Here is a 13,918-nt window from a genome sequence, read left to right as displayed (position 1 = left end):
TTAACAGGATCTCTCGATGAAATGCCATGGCCAGAGAACTTCTGGCTAAACGTTTTCAACCGCGATGGTGGCGTAAAACCCGCAATAACTGCCAGAGTTAATCGTCACTACATAATATTAATTGTTTTTTATCATCGAGTTGCACGGCGTTTTCGGAAGTCTTCCGCAGGCGTGCAATCCTTCGCCGGTTTTCCAAGGATCATGACATTGGAACGTTCTCGGGGAGGCGCCGGAAGGGCCGGGTTTCCGGCCTTCATTTCCATACTTCCAGAATTCCGGTTCATGCGTTCAACATGCACTGGGGCGGATTGCGGGCGCGTTCTCAGGACGCGAACGCGCGGGGAAGGTCGGCGATCCGGTCGGCAAGCGAAGGGTACGGCGAAGACGGGCGCGAGCCGTCTGCACAGCCGGCGAGACGCTGCGGAGTCGGGTGGAACTACGCGGGCAAATCCGCGGCGAGCGAGCCGCCGCGCTTACTTGCTGAGCAGCCGCATCCCCCGCTCCAGCCCGTCGAGCGTCAGCGGGAACATGCGCCCGCCCATCAGGTTGTGGATCAGCGACGTCGATTGGCGGTACTGCCAGGCGTGCTCGGACTCGGGGTTGAGCCAGATCGCGTGCGGCCAGGTGTCGGTCAGCCGGCGCAGCCAGGTGGCGCCCGGCTCGGCGTTGTTGCGTTGTTACACTCGGCGCTGCCCCAGGGCTGCAGAATCTCGTAGGGGCTCATCGCTGCGTCGCCGACGAAGATCGACTTGTCGTCATTGCCGTCCCGAAGCGGGCGACCTTCGCGCTTGTGGCGAGTCGGCGACCCTCAGGTCGAAGGCACGACGGTCAATCCTCGCTCGCGCATTTGCTCGGCCAGCACCTGCGCCTCGGGCAGCCCCATACGCGACAGGTCCGCGTAGGCCGCTTCAAGCAGTTGCCTTGCTTCAGCTAGCGACGCACTTTCGGCGCGACCCAAGAGCTGCAGCGCGATCTTCCAGCGCACCACCGCCCGCGCACGCACGTCCCCCAGGCGCTCGTAGACCGGCAGTTCTTCCTCCTGGCGGATGCGCAGTGCCTCGTCCCACTGCCCCCACGCCTCCAGCACGTCGGCTATCCCGCCGTGCGTCAGCGCCATTGAGCGTACATCGCCCAGGCTCTCGAACACCGGCAGCAATTCCTCGCGGCGGATGCGCAGCGCCTCGCCCAACTGCCCCCGCGCTTCCAGCACGTCGGCAATCCTGGCTTGAGTCAGCGCCCTCTCACGCACATCACCTAGGCGCTCGAACACCGGCAGCTGTTCCTCGCGGCGGATGCGCAGCACCTCGTTTAACTCCCCCCGCGCCTCCAGCACGTCGGCAATCCTGCCTTGCGTCACCGCCCGCGCACGGACATCGCCCAGACGCTCGAACACCGGGACCAATTCCTCGCGGTGAATGCGTAGCGCCTCGTCCAACTGCCCCCGCGCCTCTAGCACGTCGGCAATCTTGGCTTGAGTCACCGCCCTCTCGCGCTCATCGCCCAGACGCTCATAGACCGGCAACTCTTCCTCGCGGCGGATGCGCAGTGCCTCGTCCGACTGCCCGCGTGCCTCCAGAACGTCGGCTATACCGCCTTGCGTCAGCGCCACCGAGCGTGCATCGCCCAGGCGCTCGTAGACCGGAAGCTGTTCCTCGCGGCGGATGCGCAGCACCTCGTCCAACTGCCCCCGCACCTGCAGCACATCGGCAATCTTGCCTTGCGTCACCGCCACTCTGCGGTCATCACCGCGCAGGCGGTGCAACGGCAACTCGCGCTCACGCCAATGCGCCAGCGCCGCATCGTAATCGCCCACGGCGTGGAGCAGTCGGCCGAGTTCCTCGAGGGGCGCGACGATGAGATCGTCAGCCGCTGACCCGTGACTGTCCAGCCAGGCGCGAATGTCGGCGATGCGGCGACGGCGCTCGCTCATCGAGCGGACATCGGGGCCGTCCCGGTGCGGAACGAAGGGCGCGTCGCCGCCAACGGTATCCGTACGGAGGAGCCCTGTGGAACGAAGCGGGGTGAAAGCGTACACGCCGCCACGCCAGGCCCAGAGATCGGGGGCGCCGTGCGACGCCAGGGCGATCGCTTCGGCGTCGAGCCAGAACACCAGCCGGGCGCGCACTTCGGCAGCGATGCGCTCGCGGCGCACGTTGAAAGCGTCCCAGCGGGCCGCGTCGAACCAGCCCTGCGAACCGATGACATGCACCACGGCCGCTTTGCCGGCGTTCTTGAGCAGCCGCTTCTCCAGAGTCGCGACGTCGGCAATGCGGCGTCCAAGCGGCAAGCGGTTTATCTGCAGGCCGGCAGCGTGCAGGACACCGTCGAGCGCGGCCATCACCTGCTTGCGCAGCAACTCGTGCGGCGCATCAACCAGCAACCACTGGAAGGCTGGCCCATGCAGCAGTGTTCGCGACAGGCGCTGAAAATCATCGAAGCAATGCGCCGGCAAGCTGCCGGCGGCCTGCAGCCGAAGGCGTTCGATCTCGAAGTCGGCAGCGGCCATCCGTGCAGCGCCGATGCCGCCCTAACGCGGCGGAACGGCGGAATTGACCGCCGTTACCGGCATTGCGGGCCTCACCGCCAGGGCCGCTTGGGCAAGCTGGTAGCCTTCCAGCGTACGCACAACCGGATGGCTGCGCCGCCACCTGCCGTCGTTGTACTGCATCAACGCCAGGCGGTGCAGCAGTTCCTGCGCGGGCTCGTCGTTGCCGCCCTGCGCCGGATCTGCGTCGACGGACGCGAGCAATGCGTAGTCGGCAGGTTTGAGGAAGTAACGGTAATCGGCGGCCAGCTGGGCGATGGCCCGCTGCACGACGGCGTCGTCGATCAAGCCATCAGCAAGCTCGCAGCACAGACGAAGCAGGCGCAGCAGCTCGCGCGGATGTCCGCCGCTATGTTCGACCAGTTGCTCACTGTCAGTGTCGGCGGCAAAAAGTCGACGATCGGCGCGCAGCAGGAGCAGACGGGTCAGCGCCGTCCAGCCGGCTTCACAGCGGCTGCCGTCGCGCTCGTGCAGCTTGATCATCGGCAGCACCATGTCGGCATCGAGCTTGCCCCCGAGCCGACCGTCGTACTTGAGATGCAGGGGCGCGGTGTAGATCGCCAGCGTCTGGATGGCCAGCAGCTGTTCGGCGTCGAGAACGAAGAACTGCTGGGTGTCCTCGCCACGCATCTTGTCGGTGCCGTCGACCAGGAACAGGACGCGCTCCGCGCGGCCGCAGCTCTGCAGTTCGGCCTCCGCAGCACGGATCAGCTGGCTGAAGGCGGCGGCGAGCGTCGTGAACCGATTGCGGATTTCCTGGCGCCATTCGTTCTTCTGGCTGGTGCCGGTCTTTACTGCCGCGGTGAAGTTGGCGAACAGCGTGACCAGTCCGGGAATGCCACCACCGGCTTTCGCGCCGGCCTTGACCTCGGCGCTCGCTTCTCGTTGCGTGGAGCGTATCTTGATGGCGGTCTCGAACCACTCGCGCACCGGCCGCAAGGCGGCGTCGTCCAGCGAATGGCCGTCGCCGAGCAGACGCTCGAGCAGCGTCTCGGCCATCGCCATCAAGGCTTCGGAATATTGCAGATTGTTGCGGTCGAGCTTGACCAGCACATCGACCTCGACGACGTAATAGCGCCGCGAAGCGTTCAGGCGTTCGGCGTAACGGCGTAGTTCGGTGGTCTTGCCGCTGCCGATATGGCCGAAAAACAAGGCGTGCTTGTCGCCAGGCGGGAAGAAAGCGTCGCTGGCCGGGTCCCAGCCGAACTTGCGTGCCAGTCGCGAAAAAGTTCGTTCGCTGCCACGCGCTTCCTGCGTCTCGACGTAGCGCTCATCGCCAGCCGGCAGCGCCTCTTCGTACTCGATCTTCTGCAACACTTCGAGAATGCTGGTGGGCGGACGATAGGTCATGGCGATCGCAGGAATGAAGGTGGGAAAATCGGGAATGACAAAGGCTGCCGACGAGTATCTGCAGCGTCCTCGGTACTGTCAAGCGCAGGCGGTCGACCGCGACGCCCATCGCCCCGGCGCGGCAGGCCGGACAGCACCGCCGCGCCTACTTGCTGAGCAGCCGCATCCCCCGCTCCAGCCCGTCGAGCGTCAGCGGGAACATGCGCCCGCCCATCAGGTTGTGGATCAGCGACGTCGATTGGCGGTACTGCCAGGCGTGCTCGGACTCGGGGTTGAGCCAGATCGCGTGCGGCCAGGTGTCGGTCAGCCGGCGCAGCCAGGTGGCGCCCGGCTCGGCGTTGTTGTATTCGACGCTGCCCCAGGGCTGCAGAATCTCGTAGGGGCTCATCGCTGCGTCGCCGACGAAGATCAGCTTGTAGTCGTTGCCGTACCGGTGCAGCACGTCGTGGGTGTCGATACGCTCGCTGTGGCGGCGGCGATTGTCCTTCCACAGGTATTCGTAGACGCAGTTGTGGAAGTAGTAGTACTCGAGGTGCTTGAATTCGCTGTGGCAGGCCGAGAACAGCTCCTCGCAGACGCGGATGTGATCGTCCATCGAGCCACCGATATCGAGAAACAGCAGCACCTTGACGGCGTTGTGGCGCTCGGGCCGCAGGCGCAGATCGAGCCAGCCGGCGTTGCGCGCGGTGCCGGCGATGGTGCCTTCGAGGTCCAGTTCCTCGGCCGCGCCCTGGCGGGCAAAACGGCGCAGCCGGCGCAGGGCGACCTTGATGTTGCGTGTGCCCAGTTCGACGCTGTCGTCGAGGTTGCGATACTCGCGTTTCTCCCAGACCTTGACCGCCGAGCGGTTCTCGCTCTTGCCGCCGACGCGGATCCCTTCGGGATGGGTGCCGCCGTGCCCGAAGGGCGAAGTGCCACCGCTGCCTATCCACTTGCTGCCGCCGGAGTGACGTTCCTTCTGTTCGGCGAGCCGCTTCTTGAAAGTCTCCATCAGCTTGTCCCAGCCGAGTTTTTCGAGCTTGGCGCGTTCGGCGTCGGTGAGGTGTTTCTTCACCGCCTGCCGCAGCCAGTCTTCGGGGATCAGTGCTTCCATGCCGGGCAGTGCTTCGACGCCCTTGAAGTACTCGCCGAAGGCGCGGTCGAACTTGTCGAAGTGCGTCTCGTCCTTGACCAGAATCGCGCGCGAGAGGACGTAGAAGTCGTCGAGGCTGTGCTCGATGACGTGCTGCTGCAGGGCTTCGAGCAAGGCCAGGAACTCCTTGATCGACACCGGCAGCCGGTTCTCTTTGAGATGCAGGAAGAAATCGATCAGCATGGTGGCTATCGTTCAGCCGAAGCGGCTGTCAGCGCTCAGCGATTCTGGCGGGCCATGAAGATCAGCCGTTCGAAGAGGTGGACGTCCTGCTCGTTCTTCAGCAGCGCCCCGTGCAGCGGCGGGATGGCGCTCTTGTTGTCCTTGCTGCGCAGCGCTTCCGGCGGGATGTCCTCGGCGAGCAGCAGCTTGAGCCAGTCGAGCAGTTCCGACGTCGACGGCTTCTTCTTCAGACCGGGGATCTCGCGCAGATCGAAGAACACTTCCAGCGCCTCGCGCAGCAGGGCCGGCTTCAGTCCCGGGAAATGGACGTCGACGATCTGCTTCATCGTCTCCCGGTCGGGGAACTTGATGTAGTGGAAGAAACAGCGGCGCAGAAAAGCGTCGGGCAGTTCCTTTTCGTTATTCGAGGTGATGAACACCGCCGGCCGGTGACGCGCACGAACGTTCTGGCGCGTCTCGTAGACGAAGAACTCCATGCGGTCGAGTTCGCGCAGCAGGTCGTTGGGAAACTCGATGTCCGCCTTGTCGATCTCGTCGATCAGCACCACCGACGGCGTCTCGCATTCGAAGGCCTGCCAGAGCACGCCCTTCAGAATGTAGCTGCCGATGTCGGCGACCTTGGCCTCACCGAGCTGCGAATCGCGCAGGCGGGAAACGGCGTCGTATTCGTACAACCCCTGCTGCGCCTTGGTCGTCGACTTGATGTGCCACTGGAAGAGTGGCCGCCCGAGCGCGGCGGCAACCTCTTCGGCCAGCATCGTCTTGCCAGTACCCGGCTCACCCTTGATCAGCAGCGGTCGCTGCAGGGTGACGGCGGCATTGACCGCCAGCGTCAGGTCACCGGTCGTGACGTATTTGTCGGAGCCGGAAAAGCGCATGGGGAATCTTCCTCTCGAAGCGACCCGTCGATTCTACGCGCAAAGTCCGCACGCCGGGTTCGCTGCGGCACCCTGCTGCGCCTCAGGCGCCGGCGGCACGCCGCACGCAGTCGAGGTAGGCGACACCGTCGATGGCGCTGCCGTCGCGCTGCGAGCGCCACAGCGCCTCGCCGAGGCACTCGAGGATGGCGTGCTCGGCGTCATGGACTTCGAGCCGCCCGCGCAGCGCCTGGTAAGCGGCACGTATGCCCGGCGGCTGATCGATGCTGATCTGCTCGGCGACGGCGAGGTGCAGCGAGAGGTGCAGGAAGGGATTCATCTGCCCGTTCTCGGGCGCGAACTCCTGCTCGACCGCCCGCTCGGGATTTTCGAGCAGCGCATGATATTCCGGGTGCTCGACGATCAGGTCGGCGGCCGTGACTTCGGCGCCCTCGAGGATGGCGCGATCGAGATGCTTGCGCCAGGCGGCGCAGAAAAACTGCCGTACCTGCTCACGACTGGGATTGAACACTGGACCTCCGGGACGAGTTGCTGATCAGGGCGGTGACCACGGCATTGTGCAGCGAACGATTGCCGCCCGCTGCGCAGGCCGCGATTTGCCCGGTTCCGTAAACGCCCAACAGCGGCAGACCGGGAAACGCCCGGCGCAGGCAGTCAAGCTCAGGTTCATGGGCGCCATGAAAGTACGGACCGCGACCGATGCACGAGAAAACCAGGCCGGCAACCGGTTCTGCCACAACGGCGGCCAGTTGCTCGACGCTGCGACGCATGTCGTCCTCGGCCGACTGTGGCCGGCGAATCGCCCAGGCCAGCCTTTGCCCCGGCCTCGTCCCTTCGGCCAGGGTCAGCGAGCGATCCGCCGCGTTGGCCGAGAGAATGGCGATCGAATGCCGGCCAGCGGCACTGAATGCGTCCCGGTTGGCGCCACTCTCCTCGTCGATCAGCAGCGCAGACAGTGCGGCCAGCGGCGGCGGCCCCTGCTCGCGCAGGTCGGCTGGCAGGGCACCGAGCAGGCTGTCGAGCGCGCTTTCACCCCCCAGCGAGAGCAGATCGTAAGCGCGACTGCGCTCTATCCGCCGCGGCTCGGCGAGCAGGCTCCAGCCGCTCGATACGCCGATGTCGACCCGCGCTCCGTGCACGCGCACGCTACAGCTTGCCGCCAGACGGCTGTGCTGCCAGACGGTGGGCGCGCTGCCGCCAGTGCTGCCAGCGAAGCTGCCGCCGAAGCGGCGCTTCGTCGCGTCCCCCCAGGGATACGGAAAACTGCCCCCGGCATAGCTCATGAATGCTTCCCGATGCGCTTCGCCCGCTGGCGCGCCGCCTTCGCGATGATCCAGCGACAGACCGCCGGCGAAGACCATGACGGCTGCCGCAGGTCGATCGATCACCCAGCCGTGCTCGCTGAAGACACCGGCGGCGATGCCACCGGCGACCTCGGTGCACTGGGCGGCCCGGGCCACGGCGCTGACCGTCTGCTGCGCGCAGCGGGAGAAGTCCGGAGTGAGGAAGAGCAGCACCCCCGTGGCATGGCTGGCGCCGCTCCTGGCGAGCGCCTTCGCGAGCGCCTCTTCGGCCAGCGCGGGCAGCGCATCGTTGCCCGAGACCAGCGCGCTGGCGACGCTCATGGCCGCTGCGCTGCGCAAGGATCGGCCTTCCCGGACCACGCGCACAGGTCGGCGATCGCGCAGCGCCAGCATTCCGGCTTGCGCGCCTTGCACACGTAGCGCCCGTGCAGGATCAGCCAGTGATGCGCCGATTGGCGAAACTCGGCGGGAACGCGCTTGAGAAGCTCGTGCTCGACCGCCAGCGGCGTCTTGCCGGGAGCCAGTCCGCTGCGGTTGGCAACGCGGAAGATGTGCGTGTCCACGGCGATCGTCGCTTCGCCAAAGGCGGTATTGAGGACCACGTTGGCCGTCTTGCGACCGACTCCCGGCAAGGCTTCGAGCGCCGCCCTCGAGGGCGGCACTTCGCCGCCGTAGAGCTCGACCAGTTGCCGACAGGTGGCGATGACGTTGCGCGCCTTGCTCGGGTAAAGACCGATGCGGTTGATGTACGCGGCCAGACCCTCCTCGCCCAGGGCCAGCATCGCCGCTGGCGTCGGCGCATCGGCGAAGAGCCGGCGGGTGGCCAGGTTGACGCTCTTGTCGGTGGCCTGCGCCGACAGGATGACGGCCACCAGCAACTGGAAGGTCGTCGCGTACTCGAGCTCGGTGGTCGGCTCGGGATTGGCCGCGCGTAAGCGCTCGAAGAGCTCCTGCCGCTGCTGGCTGTTCATCGGCAAACCTGGAGCGGGAGAAATCCGGCGCTGCTCAGACACCGTCAGCGACGGGCAGCGGCGACCGATGGTCGGACCCGGCATCGGGCTTGCGCGCCGCGGCGCGCGCTTCGGCCCAGTTCTTCCAGGCGATCAGCAAGCCAAGAAGAATGAAAGCACCCGGCGGCAGAACGGCGAGCAGGAAGCCCGGGTAGTCGGCAGGCAGCAGTTGCAGCCCGTGGACGCCGGGAAAGACCATGTCGATTCCCGCAAACAGCGTGCCACCGCCGATCAGCTCGCGCAAGCCGCCGAGCAGGGCCAGGGTCCACAGCAAACCGATACCCATGAAAACACCGTCAAGGAGCGATTGGAGAGGGGGATTCTTGTTGGCAAAAGCTTCGACCCGCGCGAGGACGATGCAGTTGGTGACGATCAGCGGGATGAAGATGCCAAGGACCAGGTACAGCTCGTGAAAGTAGGCGTTGAAGATCAGGTCGACGACGGTCACCAGTGCGGCCACGACGAGGATGAAGACCGGAATGCGAATCTCGTGCGGAATCAGGTTGCGCAGCGACGCGACGGCAACGTTGGCCACCGCCATGACGATGATCGTCGCCAGGGAAAGCATCACCCCATTGACCAGCGTCGTGGTCACTGCCAGCAGCGGACACAGACCAAGCAGCTGTATGAGGCTGGCGTTCTGGTGCCAGACGCCGTTGTCCAGGATCTGGCGGAATTGTTCGCGATCGATCACTTGCTTTCTCCTTGGCTGGCTGCGGGGAGCGTGGGGAAGAACTGCTGGCGGTTGTCGGCGACGTATTGCAGCGCCTTGTGCACCGCCTTGATCACCGCGCGCGGCGTGACCGTCGCACCGGCGAGCGAGTCGAAACGGCCATGGTCTTTCCTGACCGCCCATTCGCCCTCGGCAACGCTGGCCAGCGAGAGACCGTTGAACTGGCTGATCCACGGCCTTTTCTTGTCCTTGTCCTTGCGCGGGTCGATGTAGTCGCCCAGCCCGGGCGTCTCCTTGTGCTGCGTGACGCGAACGCCAAGCAGGCTGCCATCGGCAGCCACCGCCAGCAACAGGCGAATCCTGCCGGAATAGCCGTCAGGGGCGACGGCTTCGAAAACCAGCGCACTGGCGCTGCCGTTCCTGCGCGCCAGATAGGCGGTCGACGGCTCGTCGAGCCCGAGACCGGCGCTTGCCGGCAACTGCCGCTGGTCGTTGAGCAGGTCGTTGTCGTAAAGCTCGCGCGGCAGGACTTCGCCGATCAGTTTCATTTTCTCGGCTGCCGCCGCGGCTTCGATGGCCGGCTCGGTGGACCTGAAAACCGCCGCCAGCAGAGCGGTGAAGACGACGACAAAGACGAACAGGACGATGGCCGTGCGCACGGCCATCGCTGCGGCGCCGATCGTCTTGAGCGGCGGCGTCATGGCTCGTCCTTGAGACCGAAGATCGGCGGCTGCGAATACATGTCGATCAGCGGCACACAGAGATTCAGCAGCAGCACCGCAAAAGCGATGCCGTCGGGAAAACCGCCGAAGACGCGGATGATGTACGCCAGCAGGCCGGCAAGCAGGCCAAAGATCAGCTTGCCTTTCGGCGTCGTGCAGCCAGAAACCGGGTCGGTGACGATGAAGAAGGCGCCGAGCAGCGCGCCACCCGAAAAAAGATGAAAAACCGGGTTGGCGAACTGTTGCGGATTCCACCCCCAGAGCAGCAGCGCCAGCGAGCTCAAGCCGGCAATGAAGCCGAACGGTGCGTGCCAGCTGATCAGCTTGCGCTGCCACAACCACAGGCCACCGAGCAGATAGGCGCTGGCCACCCACTCCCAGCCACGGCCGGCGAAATTTCCGAAAACATCCTGCGTGGCCAGCAATGTAGGCACATCGACGCTGCCATTGGAGAGCTTCAACGCGGTCTTCAGCGCATCGAGCGGCGTCGCGCCGCTCATCACGTCGACACGCGGTGCCAGACCGGCAATCATCTTCAGCTGCTCGGCGAAACCGAGTTGCAGGCCGAGCGTCGGCCATTGCGACATCAGCGCCGGAAACGAGACGATGCAGGCGGCAAAGGCAAGCATCGCCGGGTTGAACGGGTTCTGGCCCAGGCCCCCGTAGAGATGTTTGCCAACGATGACGGCAAACAGCGTGCCAACGACGATCAACCACCACGGAGCCAGCGGCGGGAAGCTCAGCGCGATCAGCCAGGCGGTGACGATGGCACTGCCGTCGCTCAGGAACAGGGCCAGGGGCTTGCGCCGCAGGCCGAGCACCAGGGCCTCGCCGGCGAGCGCCGCCAGGGTCGCCAGCCCCAGCTGCACGACGATACCCGGACCGATCAGCCAGACGTAGGCGGCAATGCCGGGCAGCAGTGCGAGCAGCACCTGCACCATGACCCGGCGAACGCTGGTGCCTTGCTGCAGCAGATAAGGGGGCGTGCTGAAATCGCTCATCCGGCCGTTCGCCCAGGTTTCTCGACGGGTGTCGACGTGGCCTGCCCGGCACTCGCCGCCTCCAGCTCCGCCGCGTCTTCTGCCTGCAGCGCCGCCCTCCTCGCGTCGACCGCAGCGAGCTGGCGCTTCTGCTCAGAAGTCAGTTGCTCGGTATTGCGCGGTTGCACCGCCGCGCGCTGGGCGCGCGCACGTTCCATCGCCGCGACGATGGTCGCCTTCTTGATCGCTTCGGCGTCGGGCGCGGGAGTTTCAGGGGCCGCAGAGGCGTCGGGCGCGGAAGCTTCAGGGGCGACAGAGGCGACGGGCGCAGACGCGTCGCCGGATTGCGCCGACGGCGCGGCGACCGCCGGCAGCGCGTCGGCTTCGGACCCGCTGGCGAGCGGTGGCTTCGCCGCCGCCGCGGCAGGACCTTGAGCGGCGGCCGGCAGCTCGCCCGCTGCCGCCAACCGCGCCTGCTTCTCGGCCGCGCGCGCGGCAGCGCCTTTGGCCAGGCGTGCCGCTTTTTCGGCCTGTTCGCGTTCCTCGCGCGCGTTGCGCAGCTCGAAGCGCGCCTTGGCGGCGTCGGCGCCCTTCTTTTCCCGCTCGCGCGACCAGATCTCGCTCTTGGCGAAACGAAAATACTGCACCAGGGGAATGTGCGACGGGCAAACGTAGCTGCAGCAGCCACACTCGATACAGTCGAAGACGTGGTACTCCTGCGTCTTGCCGAAGTTGCGCGCGCGTGCGAACCAGTACAACTCGAACGGTTGCAGCTCGTGCGGACAGACTTCGGCGCAGGCGCCGCAACGGATGCACGGCATCTCCGGCGGACTCGCCGGGAACATCGTCGGCGATGCGGCGATGATGCAGTTGGTCGCCTTGACCACCGGCGCATCGAGGCTCGGCAGGGCAAAGCCCATCATCGGCCCGCCCATCAGGTAGCGGTCGGTATCGGCTTTCGGCCGGCCGAGCGCGACCAGCTCGCGCAGCGGCGTACCGAGCCGCACTTCCCAGTTGCGCGGCTGTTCGAGATTGCCGGTCAGGGTGACGATGCGCGAGATCACCGGCTCGCCGAAAGCCAGGGCGCGATACGCCGAGTAGACCGTGCCGACGTTGAAGCACTGCACGCCCAGTTCGGTCGAGCGCTTGCTCGCCGGGACCTCCTTGCCGGTCAGGACGCGAATCAGCTGCTTGGCGCCGCCGGCCGGGTAGCGAGTCGGGACAGCGATCACTTCATGGTCTTCACCGACCTCCTGCACCGCTCGTTGCATGGCGGCGACGGCTTCCGGCTTGTTGTCTTCGATGCCGATCAGTACCCGCTGCGCGGCGAGCAGGTCGCGAAAGATGGCCGTTCCGCGAACGATCTCCTCGGCACGCTCGCGCATCAGGACATCGTCGCAGCTCATGTAGGGCTCGCACTCGGCGCCGTTGATGACCAGCTCTTCCACGGCCACGCCTGCGGCAGCGGTGAGCTTGGCGTGACTGGGAAAGACGGCACCGCCGAGACCGACGACACCGGCGTCACGCAGCGCTTCGCGCACCTGCTCGGGAGGCAGACTGCGGTGATCGAGCGGCGTGCGCGCAATCCACTCGTCGCGGCCGTCGGGCTCGATGACCACGGTCAGCGTCGGCAGGCCCGAGGGATGAGCAGCCATATGCTGCTCGATGGCCAGCACGGTACCGGAAGTCGACGCGTGCGCGGCCGCCGACAGCCAGCCGTCGGCGCCGCCAATGACCTGTCCCTTGCGCACCTGCTCACCGACTTCGACGAGCGGCAGCGGCTCGCCGCCGATGCTCTGATGCAGCGGCACGTAGAGGCGCGACGGCAGCGGCGCCAGGGCGATCGGTTCCTGCACCGAAGGCGTCTTGTGCGTCTGCGGCTTGACGCCGCCCTTGAAGTTGAAGAGTCGCTGCAGCATTCCGCTCGCCTCAGGCGGCACGCTTGGCTGGCTTGATTTCGATCACCGGGTATTTCCACTTCCAGTTGTCGAGATTTTCGCTGATCGGCCGCATTTCGATGCATTCGACCGGGCACGGTTTGACGCACAGCTCGCAACCCGTGCACAAGGGTTCGACGACCGTGTGCATCTGCTTGGCGGCGCCAACGATGGCGTCGACCGGGCAGGCCTGGATACACAGGGTGCAGCCGATGCACGTTTCCTCGATGATGATCGCCACCTGCTTCGGCTTCTCTTCGGCCTCCAGCGGTTTGACTTCACGGCCGAGCAGATCGGCGAGTTTGCGCACGCCATCCATGCCGCCTGGCGGACAAAGGTTGATGTCGGCTTCACCTGCCGAAATTGCCGTGGCGTAGGGTTTGCAGCCCGGGTAGCCGCACTGCCCGCACTGGGTCTGCGGCAGGATCGCGTCTATCTTTTCGACCAGCGGGTCGCCCTCGACCTTGAACTTGATCGACGCATAACCGAGCGCCGCGCCGAGGACGATGGCCCCGAGCGCCATGACCGCCAGGGTGATGATCATTGGCTGGCGACTCTCACGGGTAGCGGTCCAGTCCGGCGAAGCCCATGAAGGCGAGGCTCATCAGCCCGGCGGTGATCATGGCGATCGCGTTGCCCCGAAAGTAGGCAGGCACGTCGGCGCCTTCGACCCGTTCGCGAATGCCGGCAAAGAGCACCAGTACGAGCGAGAAACCGATGGCGCTGCCGGCACCGAAGAGCAGCGATTCGACGAAGTCGTTCTTGTTGGCGATGTTCAGCAGCGGCACTCCGAGAACGGCGCAATTGGTGGTGATCAGCGGCAAATAGATACCGAGCACCTGATGCAGCAGCGGACTGGTTTTCTGGATGACCATCTCGGTGAGTTGGACGACCGCGGCGATGGTGATGATGAACGACAGCGTGCGCAGGTATTCGAGATCAAAGGGCATCAACAGGTAATGGTCGATGATATAGCTGGCACCGGTGCCGACGGTGAGCACGAAGGTCGTCGCCGCACCCATGCCGAAAGCCGTCTCCAGTTTCCTGGAAACGCCCATGAATGGGCAAAGGCCGAGAATTTTCACCAGCACGACGTTGTTGACGAGAACCGCGCCGATGATGATGAACAGGTAGTGGGTCATGGTGAGCGTAGGCTGTTGGCAGCGCAGTCCGGGGCGCAGCGATTATCCCGTGTCGAATGCGA

The 13,918-nt window shown here is 65.6% G+C and carries 13 protein-coding genes and 1 pseudogene; all 14 read right to left on the bottom strand.

What is annotated here, in order from left to right:
• Window positions 1–473 precede the first annotated feature (473 nt).
• Window positions 474–757, bottom strand: a pseudogene (locus QZ613_RS15830) (hypothetical protein); the annotation flags it as partial.
• Between the two features lie 51 nt (window positions 758–808).
• On the bottom strand, window positions 809–2,506 hold the full coding sequence (locus tag QZ613_RS15825; protein ID WP_034920193.1) for a hypothetical protein: 1,698 nt from the start codon (window positions 2,504–2,506) through the stop codon (window positions 809–811).
• Between the two features lie 21 nt (window positions 2,507–2,527).
• Window positions 2,528–3,895: a hypothetical protein gene (locus QZ613_RS15820; protein WP_034920195.1), complete on the bottom strand. Its 1,368-nt coding sequence runs from the start codon at window positions 3,893–3,895 to the stop codon at window positions 2,528–2,530.
• 145 nt (window positions 3,896–4,040) lie between these two features.
• The gene (locus tag QZ613_RS15815; RefSeq protein ID WP_043567370.1) at window positions 4,041–5,210 is read right to left on the bottom strand and encodes a VWA domain-containing protein; all 1,170 of its coding nucleotides are present in this window, start codon (window positions 5,208–5,210) and stop codon (window positions 4,041–4,043) included.
• Window positions 5,211–5,245: 35 nt separating this feature from the next.
• Window positions 5,246–6,088: a MoxR family ATPase gene (locus tag QZ613_RS15810; RefSeq protein ID WP_043567372.1), complete on the bottom strand. Its 843-nt coding sequence runs from the start codon at window positions 6,086–6,088 to the stop codon at window positions 5,246–5,248.
• An 82-nt stretch (window positions 6,089–6,170) separates the two neighbouring features.
• Window positions 6,171–6,599 carry a DUF1841 family protein gene (locus QZ613_RS15805; RefSeq protein WP_043567374.1) on the bottom strand — a complete coding sequence of 143 codons (429 nt, stop codon included), beginning with the start codon at window positions 6,597–6,599 and terminating at the stop codon, window positions 6,171–6,173.
• Complete coding sequence (locus tag QZ613_RS15800; protein ID WP_291983152.1) at window positions 6,580–7,713, bottom strand: FIST C-terminal domain-containing protein; 1,134 nt, start codon at window positions 7,711–7,713, stop codon at window positions 6,580–6,582. The genes QZ613_RS15805 and QZ613_RS15800 overlap by 20 nt, the downstream gene beginning before the upstream one ends.
• Window positions 7,710–8,363, bottom strand: coding sequence for an endonuclease III (gene nth, locus QZ613_RS15795; protein ID WP_043567378.1), 654 nt, complete (start codon window positions 8,361–8,363; stop codon window positions 7,710–7,712). Before nth ends, QZ613_RS15800 begins: the two co-directional genes overlap by 4 nt.
• A 34-nt stretch (window positions 8,364–8,397) precedes the next feature.
• Window positions 8,398–9,093 (bottom strand): electron transport complex subunit E, encoded by a 696-nt coding sequence (locus QZ613_RS15790; protein ID WP_043567421.1) that lies wholly within the window; start codon window positions 9,091–9,093, stop codon window positions 8,398–8,400.
• Entirely contained in the window at window positions 9,093–9,776 is a 684-nt protein-coding gene (gene rsxG / locus QZ613_RS15785; RefSeq protein WP_291864282.1) for an electron transport complex subunit RsxG, read from the bottom strand. The genes QZ613_RS15790 and rsxG overlap by 1 nt, the downstream gene beginning before the upstream one ends.
• Window positions 9,773–10,798, bottom strand: a complete 1,026-nt coding sequence (locus QZ613_RS15780; protein WP_043567379.1) for an RnfABCDGE type electron transport complex subunit D — start codon at window positions 10,796–10,798, stop codon at window positions 9,773–9,775. The genes rsxG and QZ613_RS15780 overlap by 4 nt, the downstream gene beginning before the upstream one ends.
• Window positions 10,795–12,696 (bottom strand): electron transport complex subunit RsxC, encoded by a 1,902-nt coding sequence (gene rsxC, locus QZ613_RS15775; protein WP_291864285.1) that lies wholly within the window; start codon window positions 12,694–12,696, stop codon window positions 10,795–10,797. Before rsxC ends, QZ613_RS15780 begins: the two co-directional genes overlap by 4 nt.
• A 10-nt stretch (window positions 12,697–12,706) precedes the next feature.
• Complete coding sequence (rsxB, locus tag QZ613_RS15770; RefSeq protein ID WP_043565973.1) at window positions 12,707–13,258, bottom strand: electron transport complex subunit RsxB; 552 nt, start codon at window positions 13,256–13,258, stop codon at window positions 12,707–12,709.
• Window positions 13,259–13,271: 13 nt separating this feature from the next.
• The gene (rsxA, locus tag QZ613_RS15765; RefSeq protein WP_043565977.1) at window positions 13,272–13,856 is read right to left on the bottom strand and encodes an electron transport complex subunit RsxA; all 585 of its coding nucleotides are present in this window, start codon (window positions 13,854–13,856) and stop codon (window positions 13,272–13,274) included.
• Window positions 13,857–13,918: the final 62 nt, after the last annotated feature.

The sequence above is a fragment of the Candidatus Accumulibacter sp. ACC005 genome, assembly GCF_907163215.1.
GTDB classification, from domain to species: domain Bacteria; phylum Pseudomonadota; class Gammaproteobacteria; order Burkholderiales; family Rhodocyclaceae; genus Accumulibacter; species Accumulibacter regalis.
The sequence above is the reverse complement of the archived record's forward strand: the minus strand, read 5'-3'. Positions and strand labels throughout refer to the sequence as shown.

Coding starts and splice junctions, on each gene's coding strand:
- QZ613_RS15825 (WP_034920193.1), bottom strand. CDS start 2,506: ATGGCCGCTGCCGACTTCGAGATCGAACGCCTTCGGCTGCAGGCCGCC.
- QZ613_RS15820 (WP_034920195.1), bottom strand. CDS start 3,895: ATGACCTATCGTCCGCCCACCAGCATTCTCGAAGTGTTGCAGAAGATC.
- QZ613_RS15815 (WP_043567370.1), bottom strand. CDS start 5,210: ATGCTGATCGATTTCTTCCTGCATCTCAAAGAGAACCGGCTGCCGGTG.
- QZ613_RS15810 (WP_043567372.1), bottom strand. CDS start 6,088: ATGCGCTTTTCCGGCTCCGACAAATACGTCACGACCGGTGACCTGACG.
- QZ613_RS15800 (WP_291983152.1), bottom strand. CDS start 7,713: ATGAGCGTCGCCAGCGCGCTGGTCTCGGGCAACGATGCGCTGCCCGCG.
- nth (WP_043567378.1), bottom strand. CDS start 8,363: ATGAACAGCCAGCAGCGGCAGGAGCTCTTCGAGCGCTTACGCGCGGCC.
- rsxG (WP_291864282.1), bottom strand. CDS start 9,776: ATGACGCCGCCGCTCAAGACGATCGGCGCCGCAGCGATGGCCGTGCGC.
- QZ613_RS15780 (WP_043567379.1), bottom strand. CDS start 10,798: ATGAGCGATTTCAGCACGCCCCCTTATCTGCTGCAGCAAGGCACCAGC.
- rsxC (WP_291864285.1), bottom strand. CDS start 12,696: ATGCTGCAGCGACTCTTCAACTTCAAGGGCGGCGTCAAGCCGCAGACG.
- rsxB (WP_043565973.1), bottom strand. CDS start 13,258: ATGATCATCACCCTGGCGGTCATGGCGCTCGGGGCCATCGTCCTCGGC.
- rsxA (WP_043565977.1), bottom strand. CDS start 13,856: ATGACCCACTACCTGTTCATCATCATCGGCGCGGTTCTCGTCAACAAC.